Here is a 15,246-nt window from a genome sequence, read left to right as displayed (position 1 = left end):
CCGAGATGCCCCGTCGGGGGCTCAGTTCCCCGTTTCCCATGGCCTTTGGCCCCTGAATTCCGAACCCTTTGGGGGTTCGGCTTTTTTTTGCCCGGATTTCGTGTCTGAGCGCTTGAAAGGAGTCGCCGTGACCGCCACCCTTCCCTTGCCTGTCGCCCGCCCTGAAAACTCGCTGGAGCCCTGCTCGCCGCGCCGCGCCGCCCTGATCCGCATCTGGGCCGCGATGTTCCGTGGGGCCCGTCGCTACGTCGAATCGCAGGGTTTCATCGGCGTCCACAACGTGCCTGAAATCGTCGGTGTGACCGGCGCCTGCGAGAATGTCGACACCCTCTTCAAGGTCGATTATTTCGGCAAACCGGCCTACCTGGCACAGAGCGACCAGCTCTACCTGGAACTGATCACGCCGGTGCTGGGCAAGGTCTACGCGGAAATCCAGAGCTTCCGGATGGAGCCCGAGGCCGATGACCGCCACCTGTGCCAGTTCGCCCTGTTCGAGATCGAGCACCTGGGCAACCTCGACGAGCTGATCGGCCACCTGACGGGCATCGTCCAGGCAGCAGTGGGCGAAGTCCTCGCCACCTGCGAACAGGAATTGCGCAGCCATTTCGGGCGCGACACGGCAGCCCTGCGCGCCCTGGCGTTTCAGCGCATCACCTACACGGAGGCGGTCGAGGCCCTGCAGGCGGACTTTCCGGGGCTGGCCTGGGGCGATGACCTGAAAGCGAACCACGAGCGCCGCCTGACCGAAATCTACGGGCCCTGCTTCCTGACCCACTACCCGCTGCCGATCAAGTTCTTCAATATGAAGCAGAACGCCGAGGATCCGCGCGTGGTGAACTCGACCGACATGCTGTTGCCCTTCTCGGGCGAATCGGCCGGGGCCGCGGAGCGCGAGCACGATCACGCCACGATCGAGCGGCGCCTGAAGACGAGCGCCATGTATGAGCGGCTGATCGCGCTGGGTGGCAAGGACGAGGACTTCGCCTGGTACCTGGACGCGCACAAGGACCGCGAGATTCCGCTTCACAGCGGCGCGGGCGTGGGCATGGCCCGCGTGGCCCAGTTCATCTTGGGCGTCTCGGACATCCGCGAGGCGGTGCCCTTCCTGATCAACCGCGACAACCTGCTCTGAAGGCGAGCGCCGCCGCTTCCCGGAAGGTCGCTCACCGAGCGCGGCAACAGCCTTCAGAGACGAACGTCGACCCCATTCAATGAAAACGCCGCCGTGCCTGACACGGCGGCGTTTTCTGATGGCACCATCTGGAATCCGAGAGGCAGCTGGCGCATCGTCGAGGGGTGGCCTGCCCCGGCAGCGGGCCGAGGCGCAGGCAACAGAGATTTGCCAGGAATTTAACGTTCCGGCCGGCCCTCCGCCGCGAATTTCCCCTTGACAGGCACCCTCCTTGTGACTACTCTACATTTAAAATGATTCTAAATCATTAGCCTTTCTGTCGTTGCCCCTTACCCTAGCAAGGAGAACCTGTCATGAACAAGACTCCCATCAACACCGAGGTGTTGCCCTTCCGGGCGCAGGCCTATCACAACGGCGCCTTCGTCGAGGTGACGGAAGCCAACCTGAAGGGCAAGTGGTCGGTGGTGTTCTTCTATCCCGCCGACTTCACCTTCGTCTGCCCCACCGAGCTGGGCGACCTGGCCGACCGCTATGCCGAGTTCCAGAAGCTGGGCGTGGAGATCTACGGCGTCTCGACCGACACCCATTTCACGCACAAGGCCTGGCACGACGCCTCGGAAACCATCCGCAAGATCAAGTATCCGCTGGTCGGTGACCCGACCGGCACGATCACGCGCAACTTCGGCGTCATGATCGAGGAGGCCGGGCTGGCCGAGCGCGGCACCTTCGTGATCGACCCCGCGGGCAAGATCCAGATGGTCGAGATCAGCGCGGGCGGCGTCGGCCGCGATGCCGGTGAGCTGCTGCGCAAGATCAAGGCGGCGCAGTACGTCGCCTCGCATCCGGGCGAGGTCTGCCCCGCCAAGTGGCAGGAAGGCCAGGCCACGCTGGCGCCCTCGCTCGACCTGGTTGGCAAGATCTGACGACCCGCCGGCCTCCCGGCAGCCTGCCGGGAGGCCGACCGCCGTCCGCACGAGACCGGAAGGAGGTCCCGTCATGCTGGATGCCGCCCTGCAGGCCCAACTCGCGGCCTACCTGGAAAAGCTGCGTCACCCGATCGAATTGCTCGCCGCGCTGGATGACAGCGCCACGGCTCAGGAATTGCGGGCGATGCTGACCACCATCGCCGGCCTCTCCCCTCAGGTGAGCTGGCGCGAGCAGACGGGCGCAGTGCGGCAGCCGGGTTTCTCGGTGGCCCGCCCCGGCGAGGCCCCGCGCATCCACTTTGCGGGCCTGCCCACTGGACACGAATTCACCTCGCTGGTGCTGGCCCTGCTGCACACCGGGGGCCACCCGCCCAAGCTAAGCGACGACCAGGTGGCGCGCATCCAGAGGCTGGCCGGGCCCAAGCAATTTGAGGTGTTCATCGCGCTGTCCTGCCACAATTGTCCCGACGTGGTGCAGGCGCTCAACACGATGGCGGCCCTGAACCCGGAGATCCAGGTGACCATGGTCGACGGCGGCCTGCACCGCGAGGAGGTGGCAGCCCGCGACATCATGGGCGTGCCGGCGGTGTTCCTGAACGGGCAGCCCTTCAGTCAGGGGCGTACCTCCCTGGAAGAAATCCTCGACAAGCTGGACGGCGGCGCCGCGGAGCAGGAAGCCGCCCGGCTGTCGCAGGAAGCCCCCTTCGACGTGCTGGTGGTGGGTGGCGGTCCGGCCGGCGCCGCTGCCGCCATCTATGCGGCCCGCAAGGGGATTCGCACCGGGGTGGTGGCCGACCGCTTCGGCGGGCAGTTGCTCGACACGGTCGGCATCGAAAATTTCATCTCGGTCAAGCACACCGAAGGCGAGCGCCTGGCCCGCTCGCTGGAAGAGCACGTCCGCACCTACGACGTGCCGGTCTTCACGGCCCAGCGCGCCGAGGCCCTGGAACCCGGTCAAGGGCTGCACACGGTGCGTCTGGCCAGTGGCGCGGCCCTGCGCGCCAAAACGGTGATTCTGGCCACCGGGGCGCGCTGGCGCGAATTGCAAGTGCCGGGCGAGAGCACCTATCGCACCAAGGGCGTGACCTTCTGCCCCCACTGCGATGGCCCGGTCTTCCAGGGCAAGCGGGTGGCCGTGGTGGGGGGCGGTAACTCTGGGGTGGAGGCGGCGATCGATCTGGCCGGCCTCGTGGCCCACGTGACCCTGCTAGAATTCGGCGAGGCGCTGCGGGCCGACGCGGTGCTGCAGCAAAAGCTGCACAGCCTGCCCAATGTGACCGTGTTGCTCAACGCCCAGACGACCGAGGTGGTGGGTGATGGCCAGCGCGTGACGGGGCTGGTCTACACCGACCGCAGCCAGGGGGTGAGCCACCGCTTGGAGCTTGAAGGCGTGTTCGTGCAGATTGGCCTGGTGCCCAACACGGCCTGGCTGAAGGACACGCTGCAGTTGAGTCGCCACGGGGAGATCGAGGTGGATGCCCGCGGGCAGACCTCCGTCCCCGGCGTGTTCGCGGCCGGGGACTGCACCACCGTGCCCTACAAGCAGATCATCATCGCGATGGGCGAGGGCACCAAGGCCAGCCTGTCGGCCTTCGACCATCTGATCCGGACCTCGCTGCCGCAGGCGTCGTGACGCCCTCGCCGGCGTGGGCCTTTCCGCGCAACCAATCTGGCACCCACAACGGTGTGGATCCAACCAGGCTGTGGTAAACCACGGAAGTGAAGAGGAGGAATCATTCGATGGTCAGACGAACGCTGTTGGCAGTGGCCATTCTGGCCGGCACGGTCAGCCCGCTGGCGCTGACGCCCCCGGCCCTGGCCCGCACCATGACGGTGCAGGACTGGTGGCCTGAACGCCTGGATCTGGCGCCCTTGCGTCAGCATTCGGCCGAGTCGAACCCGCTGGGAGAAAATTTCGATTACGCCAAGGAGTTCAAGAGCCTCGACCTCGCGGCCGTGAAAAAGGATCTGCGTGCGCTGATGACCCGCTCGCAGGACTGGTGGCCGGCCGACTACGGCCACTATGGCCCGTTCTTCGTGCGCATGGCCTGGCACGCGGCCGGCACCTACCGCAGCGGGGACGGGCGTGGCGGCGCCGACGGCGGCCAGCTGCGCTTCGAGGCCCAGAACAGCTGGCCCGACAACACCAACCTGGACAAGGCGCGCCGCTTGCTCTGGCCGATCAAGCAGAAGTACGGCCGCAAGATCAGCTGGGCCGACCTGATGGTGCTGACGGGCAACGTGGCGATGGAGTCGATGGGCTTCAAGACCTTCGGCTTCGCCGGGGGCCGGATCGACCAGTGGGAACCCGACATGGTGTACTGGGGCCCCGAGAAGGAGTTCCTGGCGGACCAGCGCCACAAGGGCGATCGCCAGCTCGAAAAGCCGCTCGGCGCGGTCCAGATGGGCCTGATCTACGTGAACCCGGAAGGCCCCAACGGCAACGGCGACCCGCTGTCGGCGGCCCGGGACATCCGCGAAACCTTCGGCCGGATGGCCATGAACGACGAGGAAACGGTGGCGCTGATTGCGGGCGGCCACACCTTCGGCAAGGCCCACGGCGCGCATGCCCCGGCCGGCAACGTCGGCCCTGAACCGGCCGCCGCGCCGGTCGAGGCGCAGGGCTTCGGCTGGCACAACCGGCGTGGCAAGGGCAACGCCGAAGACACCGTCACCAGCGGCCTGGAAGGCGCCTGGACGGCCGCCCCGACCCAGTTCACGATGATGTACCTGAACAACCTGTTCGGTTTCGACTGGGTCAAGACGCGCAGCCCGGCCGGCGCGCTGCAGTGGATTCCGGCCAACGGCCAGGCGGCCGGCACGGTGCCGGACGCCCACGTGGCCAACCGGCGCCATGCCCCGGTCATGCTGACCACGGACCTGGCCCTGAAGGAGGACCCCAGCTACCGCGTGATCGCCCAGCGCTTCCAGAAGGATCCGAAGGCCTTCGAACTGGCCTTCGCCAAGGCCTGGTTCAAGCTGACGCACCGCGACATGGGGCCGCGCACCCGCTACCTGGGCCCCGAAGCGCCCAAGGAAGTGCTGAACTGGCAGGACCCGGTGCCGGCCGTGAAGCACCCGCTGGTGACGGCGCAGGACGTGGCCCAGTTGAAGGCCAAGATCCTGAAGTCGGGCCTGACCACCGCCCAGCTGGTCAAGGCGGCCTGGGCCTCGGCCTCGACCTTCCGCGACACCGACTTCCGCGGCGGCGCCAACGGGGGTCGGGTGCGGCTCGATCCGCAGCGCGGCTGGGAGGTCAACGACCCGCAGGAGCTGGCCACCGTGCTGAAGCGCCTGGAGAGCATCCAGAGCGCCTTCAACAAGGCCCACGCCGGCAAGCAGCAGATCTCCATGGCCGACATGGTGGTGCTGGGCGGGGCCACGGCGATCGAACAGGCCGCCAAGAAGGGCGGCGTGACGGTCCAGGTGCCCTTCAAGCCCGGTCGCGGGGACGCGGTCCAAACCCAGACGGACGTGCGCACCTTCGCCTACCTGAAGCCCACGGCGGACGGCTTCCGCAACTACTACACCAAGGACAGCCGCCTGTCGCCGGCCGAGATGCTGGTGGACAAGGCCGACACGCTCTCCCTGACGGTTCCCGAAACCACCGTGCTGGTGGGCGGTCTGCGGGTGCTGGGCGCCAACAGCGGCAACAGCGCCCACGGCGTCTTCACCGCCCGGCCCGGCACGCTCTCCAACGACTTCTTCGTGAACCTGCTCGATATGTCCACGAAGTGGTCGAAGTCGGCCAGCGAAGGCCTCTACGAAGGGCACGACCGCAAGTCGGGCAAGCGTCGCTGGACCGCGACGCCGGTCGACCTGATCTTCGGCTCGAACTCCGAACTGCGGGCCGTGTCCGAGGTCTATGCCGCCAACGACGGGCGCGAGAAGTTCGTACGGGACTTCGTGGCGGCCTGGTCCAAGGTGATGGAACTCGACCGGAACTGACCCCCGGAACCCGGACAACCGGTGCCGCAGGCCCCCTTGCCCAGACAGGGCGAGGGGGCCTTGGTTCGTTCCTCTGACGGGCTATTGATCGGCCAGTGAGTTCAGCAGCTCAGGCCGGTTGGACTCGAAGTGCAGGTGCGGGCCGGTGGTCCAGCTGCCGGTGTTGCCGCACGCGCCGATCTGGTCGCCTCGCTTGTAGGCGCCGCCCGGACGCGCCGCGCTGAGGTGACTGTAGCTGGTTACCAGACCATCCGCGCGTCGGAGTTCGAAGGTGATGCCGTGGGTGTGGCTGGTGCGGGCACCGCCCTGCCCGTCGTGGGCCGCCCGCACGGGAGTGCCGACGTTGCAGGCGATGTCGAGGGCGGGGTGGCCTGGGCGCACGCCCTGCGTGATCACGCCCGGCATGGGGCGCAACAGGCGCTGTTCGGAGGGCGGCGGGTTGGTGACCCGAACGCGGGGGAACTGCCAGCGGCGCAGCAAGCGGGCCCACAAGGGCAGGCGATCGCGGCCCGTCAGATCCTGGGAAACGGGTTCAGAAGGCCGGCCCGCCGGCGCAGCGACCAGCGACGCGACGCGGGCCACCGGCACGGTTCCCGCTCCACTCGCGGGGGCCGTGCGGGGCGAACGGAGCGAGGCCTGAGACGCGGACGCGCGGGGCGCAATGGGGTTCAAGCAGCATACCTCATGGACGCGGGGCCACCTGCAGGGGGCCGGGTGGGGCTGAGGCGTCTTCGTCGGCGGTGGTTTCAGGCCGGTTACGAGTTCTTCACGTCAGGTTAATTTAAGTTTAACCTCAGCGAACCCGCCGGCCGGCGCACGAGGCCTCGACGCAGGGGCTGTTCGGCGGAGGGCACCAGCGAGAACGAAGGAATGAATGGGCAACTCAGGTTCAACAGCAACTTTTATTCGAGCAGCAAGCTGTCAACGCCCATCGGTCCAGGCGACGACTTGAAGGAGGCGCCCACCGGGCCCGGGAGGCGCCTTTCCAGAACGCAAGAGCCTCAGGCCGGCTCGGTGTCTTTCTCGCCCTCATCCGGCTTGCCGACGATCGCGCCATCGTCGTCATCGGCGTTCCGACCGGCGATTTCCGACGGTGCCCCCTCATCGCCCGGCTGGTCGTCTTCCACGTCCGGCACGCCGTCTTCATCCGCGTCCGCCGCGGCCTCGCCCTCATCGGGCGCGCTGGCCAGCGTGCCGTCGCCATCCGGGTCGGTGTCATAGGCATCCCCGACGCCGTCCCCATCCGCATCCGGGCCCTTGGCCTCGAGGGCGTCCGGCATGCCGTCCTCGTCGCGGTCCCGGTCCTGCGCGTCCGGGATGCCGTCATTGTCGTTGTCGGTGTCCTGGGCATCCGGGGTGCCGTCGCCGTCATCGTCGGCATCCTGAGCATCCGGAATGTAGTCGCCATCGCGGTCGTCACGGTACTTGCGCGCCCAAGCCTTCCAATCGACGTTGGCGGCAATCTCCCGCACGTTGGAATCCTCGGGGGCGGGGTCAACGGCATCGGCGATGCCGTCGCTGTCGGTGTCGGCGGCTTCCTGGGCATCACGCACGCCGTCGTTGTCGTCGTCGCCGTCGCGATCATCCGGCACCCCGTCATTGTCCTGGTCGGCGTCCACGGCGTCGGCGACGCCGTCGCCGTCGTCATCGCTGTCCGCCTCGTCCGGCAGGCCGTCCTCATCGAGGTCGAAGTCGAAATCCTCGAGGTCCGTCGCGTCCTCGACGCCGTCCCCATCGTCATCGGTGTCCTTCGCGTCGGGGATGCCGTCGCCGTCGTCATCCTGATCGAGCCGGTCGGGAAGGCCGTCGTTGTCGTCGTCATCATCCCGCACGTCGCCCGTGCCGTCGCCATCATTGTCGTGGTTCTCAGCGGCGTCGTAGATGTACTGGCCCTGCTCCCGGTCATCCCCCACGCCGTCGCCATCGTCGTCCCTGTCGGCGAAGTTGTTGAGGCCGTCGCCATCCGAGTCGATCTGCTCCAGGGGGTTCTGCTGCGAGGTGTCGCCCTGAATTTCACCCAGGTCGTAGACCTCGCCCGGCGCGAGCTCCATATAGGAGCTTTCGGTGGCCCCGTTGGCGGTCGCCTCCGCCTGCTTCAGGGTGATGCCGACGTGGGCGCCGCCCATCGTCGGCCAGCGCAAAAACCTCGGGACGTCCGCGACGCCCTGGAGTCCGTCCCGCTTCCTGGCCCCGGCCTTCAGCCCCATGGCGAGGCGGAAGATGCCGTGCCGCGGGTTCATGCCGGGCCGGTACATCGGGTCGACCAGACCCTGGGCATCCGGACCGGGCAGGTAGAACGGATGGCGGCTGAGGTTCATCCCGGCGAGCTGGAACGCGGCGCCATCCGTTTTCACGGGGGGTGGGGCGAACGGGATCCTCGCCACGAAGCGCCCGGAAGGTAACCAATCGAAGAAATTGCGGCGCCCCTTGCGGTCGCTCAGGAAGGCCAAGGGCCGGGCCATCCCGGCCAACTTGTAGTTCATGCCGCCGGCCGCGAGCAGCCCGGTCACGACAATGACCCCGGGCTGGGCTGCGAGGCCCTGAGGAACAGGGCGAACCACCGCAGGCGCCGCCTGGGCGCCGGACGCGCCCGCGTTGGCGGGAGCCTGAGGGGCGATCGGAGCGCCGCCCGCGCAGCCGGAAACGGCAGCGGCCAGCGCCAGGGCCGTGGCCAGGCAGAGGGGGCGGAACAGGGTGGGCCGGGACATGGACATTCCTTTCTCGTGGCGTGGCCGACGCGCGACCACCTGGCTCCCATACCCTGGGTGGGGGGCGAAAATGACAAGGGCCTGCTGAAGTCAGGTATTTCCTGCCCGAGGCCAGCGCCTCAAACGCCGGCCCCTCAACCCCGCGCGCTCGCGCCCCGGGCCTCGCCGTGGTACGCTGAACCTCAGGGGCCTCCCAGCGCACGTCGTCGGCAGGCCCCGGAAGCTGCCCCCTGCGTCGGCCCTACCGCCCACGCCAGCCGCGACGGCAGTTCCACTTCCGGCACCCGCCCCGGGTGCCCCCGGGAGGCCTGCGGCCGCCTCCCCAACCCAGCCAGAGGCACCCTTGTCAGGTTTCAATCAATTCGAACTGCGGGCCACCACCACGGTGGCCCTGGATGCGATGGGCATCCATACCCCCACCCCGATCCAGCAGCAAGCCATCCCGCCGCTGCTGCAGGAACGCGACGTGATCGGCCAGGCCCGTACCGGCTCCGGCAAGACGCTCGCCTTCGCGATTCCGCTGGTGGAATTCATCACCCCCCGTGAACCGCACGTGCAGGCCCTGGTGCTCTGTCCGACGCGGGAACTGGCGGTGCAGGTCGGCAGCGTGATCGACGCGATCGGCAAGCCGGCCGGCATCAAGACCGTGCTGGCCTTCGGCGGGCGGGCGATCGGCCCCCAGGCCGAGGCGTTGCGGCGCGGCGCCCAGGTGGTGGTCGGCGCGCCCGGCCGCGTGCTGGACCTGATGCAGCGAGGCGACCTGGACCTGCGCCACGTTCACTACTTCGTGCTCGACGAGGCCGATGAGATGCTCGACCGCGGCTTTGCTCCGGCCGTCGAGCGGATCATGGGCAAGCTGCCCCGCAAGCGTCAGACGGCCCTGTTCTCCGCCACCGTGCCGCCCTGGGTGCTGCAGACCTGTGAGCAGCACCTGCGCGCGCCCGTGCGGGTGCAACTCGACACCGAGCCGCGCGAGCAACCCGACATCGAACACCGCGTCTTCCAGGTGGACGCGACGCCCAAGCTGGAAGTGCTGCAGCAGCTGCTCGACGGGCGGGGACCCGGTTCGATCATCGTGTTCGGGCGCACCAAGCACGGCGTCAAGAAGCTGGCCAAACAGCTGGAAGCCAAGGGTTACCCGGTGGCCGCCTTGCAGGGCAACCTCAGCCAGAACGCACGCGACCGCGTCATGGCCGAATTCCGCGACGGGGGCGTGCCGATCCTGCTGGCCACCAACGTGGCGGCACGCGGGCTGGACGTGGACCATGTCGACCTGGTGATCAACTACGAACTGCCCGAAACGGCCGAGCTGCTGACCCACCGGGTGGGGCGCACCGGCCGCGCCGGTCGCAAGGGCGTGGCCGTGACCCTGCTCGGCCCGGAGGATGGCGACAAGTGGCGCCAGTTGCAGAAGGGCATGAAGCAGCGGCTGACCACGACCCCCTGGGCAGCCGAGTCTGGCACGACACCCCCGGCAGGCGGCGATCGCCCGCAACCCCCTTCCGCCCGAGCCGGCCAGGCCCCCCGCGACCCCGCGGACCCGCAGCGCCAGGCTCAAGCTCCACGTCCGCAAGCCAACGCCCCGCGCCACGCCCAAGGCCCACGCCCGCAAGCTGACGCCCCGCGCCAGGCCCAAGGTCCACGTCCGCAAGCCAACGCCCCGCGTCACGCCCAAGGTCCACGCCCGCAAGGCGACGCCCCGCGCCACGCCCAGGGTCCACGCCCGCAGCCCTCCGCGGCGCCACAAGGCGGATCGAGCCGGACAGCGGGACAGCCTGGCGGCGAGGGCCGCCTCGGGACCTCCAGCGGTGGCGCCCGTCGTCAGACCGGCGGACCCCGCCGGCCCTGAGCCAAAACGGCGGCTTGCCACCCCGACGGGGGTGCGTTACGATGGCGCCGCCCGGGCCTACCGGGCGGCCTCGCGCCTCGCTGATGCTCGGTGGCAAGCCTATCCTTGCCTGGAAGGAGCCTTCATGACCGCCCGTTGCCTGCTGCTGGCGATCGCCTGCGGCCTGCTCGCGCCAGCCCCTGTCCTGGCCACGCCCGACGTGGTGGCCCAGCTGCCCTTCCTCGGCCCGGATGAGGAGACCATCGCGGACTTCGAGAAGGCCAAGGCGATGCTGGCGGCCTACGAAAAGGGGGTGGCGGAGCCCCTCAGCGCGCGGAAATGCCGACAACTGGCCAATGAGCTCAACAGTCATCTGAGCGAGATGCAACCGAGCGGCCGACACTGCCGCGAGCACCCGGATTGGAACACGATTGCCCCGCGGGCGGAAGCCGCCATGGCCTGGGTAAACTCCGCGAACCAGACGCTGATCGACCACCACCCTGCGCTCGGCTTGAAAACGCCCGCCGACATCAAGCTGTACGAGGCGATCGACCAGCGCGCCGCCCTGAACCGCGCCGACACCCCCGAGCAGATGGTCGCGGCCATCGCGCGCCTGTCGGCCCTGAGCGACAAGCCTGCCGCCAAGGCGATGGTGGAGCAATACCGACGCAACGAGGCGGTCGGCAAGGTGAACGAGGCCCTGCCGGAATTCCTCGCACTCGTGCAGGAGGACCACGTGCGTCTGGCGAGGAACGACGAGCCGTCCGCCCGCGCAGACGGCGAGGCCCTGTCGCGTCGCGTGCGTTGCCTGCTGGCCCTCGGGGTCAAGCGCAGCACCCTGGTGACCCTCTCGGAGGATCCGCTCACACCCGAGTCGGCAACGCTGGACGCAATCCTGACCACCGCCAACCTGCGGGCCGCCGGTCGGCCCGCGACGGACGCCGTCAGCAAGGCTGCGCGCGCGGTGGAACTGAAGGTCGAAGGCGTGGCGGCCGTGAGCCGCGCCTTCCAGTACGAGCACACCCGGGGCAAGCCCAAGGCCATGGCGGTGTTCGCCGAGCACGGTCTGCCCTCCTTTGCCCGCAGCGGCCCGAACGGGACGGAGCAATGGGTCTACCGTTACAGGCGCGAAGGCATTGACCGGGCCAAGACGCTGACGCTCTCCAGCAAGGATGGCAGCCTGTTGCGCATCGAGAACCGTTTCGAATGAATCGGGTGCCTCCCCGGAGCCGACGCCTGCCGGCCTGAAGCCCCATTCAGGCTGTGGTAATCGGTGACCGGAGGAATGGACCAACCGGAGGAACCCCGTCTAGATGCGCGCTGTCTGCTATTCCCGCTATGGAGGCCCCGAGGGCCTGACCCTGGTCGAGCGCCCGCTGCCCACCCCGGGCAAAGGGGAGGTGCTGCTGCGCGTGCACGCCGCCGCCGTCAACCCGGTCGACTGGAAACTGGCCAGCGGCGCCTTTCGCTTGCTGTTGCCGCAGCGCTTTCCCGTGGTGCCGGGCATGGACGTGGCCGGCACGGTGGAGGCGGTGGGCAAGGGGGTGACCACCCTGCGTCCGGGCGATCGCGTCCACGGACGCCTGGACGGCTCCGGCGCCTGCGCGGAATTCGCCCTGGCCAAGGTCGACATTCTGGCCCCGATGCCGGCCGGCATGACGATGGCCGAGGCCGCGGCCCTGCCGCTGGCCGGCATGACCGCGCTGCAGGCCCTGAGAGACGCCTGCCGCTTGCCGATGGCCAATGCCAGCGCGCGCGTGCTGGTGGTGGGAGCCTCCGGTGGGGTGGGTCACCTTGGCGTCCAACTGGCCAAGGCCACCGGAGCCTGGGTCGTGGGGGTCTGCAGCGGGCGCAACGTGCCCTTCGTCCAGGGTCTCGGCGCTGACCTGGTGCTCGATTACACCCAGCAGGACCCGTATGCGGGTCAGGCCCCCTTCGACGTCGTGCTGGACTGCGTGAGCGACAATCCGGGCGAGTTCATGCCGCTGCTGACGCGCCACGGTCACTACGCGGCCGTGCTGCCCGGCCCGCGCGTGATCGCACGCTCGCTCTTGAACGTGCTGGGCGGACGTCGCGCCCACGCCATCATGCTGCGGCGCAGCGGCCTCGACCTGCGCAAGCTGGATGACTGGTGGAGCCAGGGCAAGCTGCGCGTGGCGATCGACGGGACCTTCCCGCTCTCTGATTTGCCCCAGGCCTGGGCGCGCTCGATCAGCGGGCGCACCGTCGGCAAGATCGTGGTGACGGTGCAGGCCGAGTAGCCGCCGCGCCCAGGGCCAACCGGGGTGAGCATTCAAGCCAGCATGAACAGACCCGCGGGAGTCCCCAAGGCGTTCCTGGCGTCACGTGACGCCGCGAGGCCTCAGCGCAGCGTCAGCGCCGGCTCACTTGTCCCGCAACCAGGGTCACTTGATCGCCCTTCACGCGGCAAACGATGCCGCCGTCCGCCAGGTAGACGCTGCCATCTGGCCCCGAAATCCAGCGCGGCCAGCTGCCCATCCGGATGCCAGCGGGCAAGCTGCCATGGGGCTCCATCACAGCACCATCCAGGCCGACCCGCTCAATTCTGCCGCTGCTCACGCGCCAGGTGCTGGAACTGCCTGGAGGTGCGCCTTGCGGGGTCAGGGATTCCTCGCCGCGGGTGGGGCCGAGCAGAGCTCCCGTGCTGGAGACCTCCCAGGACCAGGCCCGCAGCTTGACGGCGGGCGGAGGCTGCCCTGCCTGAGCCAGTTGCCACCGCAGGGTGGGAAACCCGATGGATTTTTGACGCGCGGGCGCAGACGTCCAGACCGTCAGGCGCGCGCCAGGCCCCAACGCCAGGGCTTGCGGGTCTCCCCCTTCGAGCGCGTCGGGGGCCCAGCTCACCAGGGTCTTGCAGCGGCCTTGGGCATCACGCCCCAAGATGGCCAGACGATTGGTTTCCGAAGCCTTGACCACGGCCAGCACCCGACCAGCGGCATCCAGCACCACCGGACCGACCGGCGTGACGGCGACCTCGTCGGCCGGACTTCCATCCGGCGGCAGGACCAGGGCCCGCTGCCCGGTTCCCAGTGCCGTCGCCAGTTGACCGGCGGGAGTCACTCGCATCACCAGCGGCGGGCTCAGGGTGGTCAGCGCAAGCGTGCCATCGGAGGCGATCGCCAACCCGCCAAATGGCCACAGCGGGAAGGCCGTGGCCGACTGGCCGAACCCCAGGGCCTGCCGTTCGGCATCCAGCACGGCCCGGCGAATGGCGTCGAGGGCCTCACGCAGGGCCTGGTCCTCCGCCAGCCACACGTCAATGGCGCCCAGCAGGGTCGCACGGGTCAGGGTTGCCACGCGCGGTTTGGTCGCCCAGACCCGGGTGATCGCCGCATTCGCCGGGTCGAGCAGGGGGGCGGTCAGGGCTTGCAAGGCCACGTCCGGACGCGCCTGATTGCCGACCAAGCGCGCCAGCAGATAAGTGCCCAGTGCGCCGGTGGCTTCCGCGAAGCGCAGGTTGTTCTGCCCTGGTCGTACGACCCAGAAGAGCTGCTCGTCGGGGGCCTTGACGATCGCAGGGTCCACAAAGTTGGCCGCGAGCCAGGTGGGCTTGACCACCTGCAAGCCTTGCCACCGGAAGGTGCCGGCTGTCTCCACCGCGGTGCTCAGTTCGGGCTTGGGGGTGGGGTCAAGCTCCCCCCACGTCAGTTGCTCACCATCTGGAGCCCGCCACGACAGTAGAGCCCGGGAAGGCGGATAGACCGTGCTGAATAGCTGGCCCGAGAGACTGGCGGACGCGACGGTCGAAAGAAAAGCGGGGGCAGATCCTCCTGGTCCCCGCGCGTTGGGAAAGGCGTTGGTGCCTGGTTCTTGCCAGCCGTTCAAGGCGGCGCCGTTGTTGCTGATCAGGCTGCCGCCAAGGTCTGAGACGATGCCTGTATTGAGCCGCCAGAGAGCATCCTCGGCGGGCCACTGGACCCCGGTTCCGCGATCCGAGATGAGCGGCCCCCTGTGGTTGCCTGGGTCGGTCTGAGGGGAGGGCGCCACGTCGCTGGGTGCCAGGCCGGCCTGCGGAACGGTCGGCACGGGGGCACTGCCAATCGGCGCGGCCGCGCGCGGCTCCAACAGCGCCCCCGTCCCATCCGAACGCCCGTCCTGGGTGGCAGAGGTGGGGGGCGCATCGCCATTCCCGCGCGACGCCGGCGCTTCGGGTCGGCGTCGCGCACTGCCCATCGTCTCCAGTTCGCGCAGCGATTCGGGAGGCAAGGCACAAGCGGCCAGCCAAAGCGCCGCCAGCGGGACACTCAGGCTGGTTCTGGACGCTGGCATCTCACAAGTCTCCGTTCACGGCAGCCGGCGGAGCACGCGGGCGAGCGAGGCGGAATGGGATCAACGGCGGCCCCGCAGGGGCTGACGAGGACACGCCGCGGCTCATTGTAACGCAGTCTGCGGCCAGCCGAACATCACTGCACGGCGCGCGTACCCTGCCAAACAGGCCCGTGACACGGTCAGGCCGGCCGGCACTTGCCAGCGAAGAATGAGACCACGCCGAACCGGGTAAGAAATAGGGGTTCAGGATTGAAAGTTCACGGAACACGCTGAGAGGGAGAGAGACGTTGAGACAAGCAGGTTGGAGTCGTTCTTTATTGCTGGTGCTGGCTTGCACGCTGGTCGGATGTCAGACAACCACGCCACCAGCCGGCAGCACGCTGCCAGCGAGCGCGACCTCGCGCCCGGCGGCCG

At 68.7% G+C, this 15,246-nt stretch carries 10 protein-coding genes; 7 read left to right on the top strand and 3 right to left on the bottom strand.

Going from position 1 to position 15,246, the window contains the following annotated elements:
- The first annotated feature begins 127 nt into the window (after positions 1–127).
- From VKP62_10995 to katG, 4 genes are all read left to right on the top strand, one after another.
- On the top strand, positions 128–1,132 hold the full coding sequence (locus tag VKP62_10995; GenBank protein ID MEB3197719.1) for an amino acid--tRNA ligase-related protein: 1,005 nt from the start codon (positions 128–130) through the stop codon (positions 1,130–1,132).
- Positions 1,133–1,485: 353 nt separating this feature from the next.
- On the top strand, positions 1,486–2,055 hold the full coding sequence (gene ahpC / locus VKP62_10990; GenBank protein ID MEB3197718.1) for an alkyl hydroperoxide reductase subunit C: 570 nt from the start codon (positions 1,486–1,488) through the stop codon (positions 2,053–2,055).
- A gap of 73 nt (positions 2,056–2,128) precedes the next feature.
- Positions 2,129–3,691 carry an alkyl hydroperoxide reductase subunit F gene (ahpF, locus tag VKP62_10985; protein ID MEB3197717.1) on the top strand — a complete coding sequence of 521 codons (1,563 nt, stop codon included), beginning with the start codon at positions 2,129–2,131 and terminating at the stop codon, positions 3,689–3,691.
- A gap of 107 nt (positions 3,692–3,798) precedes the next feature.
- Complete coding sequence (gene katG / locus VKP62_10980; GenBank protein ID MEB3197716.1) at positions 3,799–6,006, top strand: catalase/peroxidase HPI; 2,208 nt, start codon at positions 3,799–3,801, stop codon at positions 6,004–6,006.
- A gap of 81 nt (positions 6,007–6,087) precedes the next feature.
- Here katG and VKP62_10975 read toward each other — a convergent pair whose 3' ends face one another.
- Together VKP62_10975 and VKP62_10970 are read right to left on the bottom strand one after the other, a co-directional pair.
- Positions 6,088–6,678 carry a M23 family metallopeptidase gene (locus VKP62_10975; GenBank protein ID MEB3197715.1) on the bottom strand — a complete coding sequence of 197 codons (591 nt, stop codon included), beginning with the start codon at positions 6,676–6,678 and terminating at the stop codon, positions 6,088–6,090.
- 329 nt (positions 6,679–7,007) lie between these two features.
- Positions 7,008–8,714 carry a thrombospondin type 3 repeat-containing protein gene (locus tag VKP62_10970; GenBank protein MEB3197714.1) on the bottom strand — a complete coding sequence of 569 codons (1,707 nt, stop codon included), beginning with the start codon at positions 8,712–8,714 and terminating at the stop codon, positions 7,008–7,010.
- A gap of 343 nt (positions 8,715–9,057) precedes the next feature.
- Between VKP62_10970 and VKP62_10965 the strand changes: the two genes are divergently transcribed.
- The 3 genes from VKP62_10965 (at position 9,058) to VKP62_10955 (ending at position 12,803) form a co-directional block, all read left to right on the top strand.
- Positions 9,058–10,563: a DEAD/DEAH box helicase gene (locus tag VKP62_10965; protein ID MEB3197713.1), complete on the top strand. Its 1,506-nt coding sequence runs from the start codon at positions 9,058–9,060 to the stop codon at positions 10,561–10,563.
- A gap of 124 nt (positions 10,564–10,687) precedes the next feature.
- Positions 10,688–11,752, top strand: coding sequence for a hypothetical protein (locus VKP62_10960; protein MEB3197712.1), 1,065 nt, complete (start codon positions 10,688–10,690; stop codon positions 11,750–11,752).
- Between the two features lie 103 nt (positions 11,753–11,855).
- Positions 11,856–12,803, top strand: coding sequence for an NAD(P)-dependent alcohol dehydrogenase (locus VKP62_10955; protein ID MEB3197711.1), 948 nt, complete (start codon positions 11,856–11,858; stop codon positions 12,801–12,803).
- Between the two features lie 112 nt (positions 12,804–12,915).
- On the opposite strand, the gene VKP62_10950 is transcribed toward VKP62_10955, so the two are convergent.
- Positions 12,916–14,832 carry a hypothetical protein gene (locus VKP62_10950; protein MEB3197710.1) on the bottom strand — a complete coding sequence of 639 codons (1,917 nt, stop codon included), beginning with the start codon at positions 14,830–14,832 and terminating at the stop codon, positions 12,916–12,918.
- Positions 14,833–15,246: the final 414 nt, after the last annotated feature.

Source organism: Candidatus Sericytochromatia bacterium, assembly GCA_035285325.1.
In the GTDB taxonomy this organism is placed as follows: Bacteria; Cyanobacteriota; Sericytochromatia; order S15B-MN24; family JAQBPE01; genus JAYKJB01.
The sequence above is the reverse complement of the archived record's forward strand: the minus strand, read 5'-3'. Positions and strand labels throughout refer to the sequence as shown.

Excerpts from the sequence above, each read along its gene's own strand:
- ahpC (MEB3197718.1), top strand. The coding sequence starts at position 1,486 with ATGAACAAGACTCCCATCAACACCGAGGTGTTGCCCTTCCGGGCGCAG.
- ahpF (MEB3197717.1), top strand. The coding sequence starts at position 2,129 with ATGCTGGATGCCGCCCTGCAGGCCCAACTCGCGGCCTACCTGGAAAAG.
- katG (MEB3197716.1), top strand. The coding sequence starts at position 3,799 with ATGGTCAGACGAACGCTGTTGGCAGTGGCCATTCTGGCCGGCACGGTC.
- VKP62_10970 (MEB3197714.1), bottom strand. The coding sequence starts at position 8,714 with ATGTCCCGGCCCACCCTGTTCCGCCCCCTCTGCCTGGCCACGGCCCTG.
- VKP62_10960 (MEB3197712.1), top strand. The coding sequence starts at position 10,688 with ATGACCGCCCGTTGCCTGCTGCTGGCGATCGCCTGCGGCCTGCTCGCG.
- VKP62_10955 (MEB3197711.1), top strand. The coding sequence starts at position 11,856 with ATGCGCGCTGTCTGCTATTCCCGCTATGGAGGCCCCGAGGGCCTGACC.
- VKP62_10950 (MEB3197710.1), bottom strand. The coding sequence starts at position 14,832 with ATGCCAGCGTCCAGAACCAGCCTGAGTGTCCCGCTGGCGGCGCTTTGG.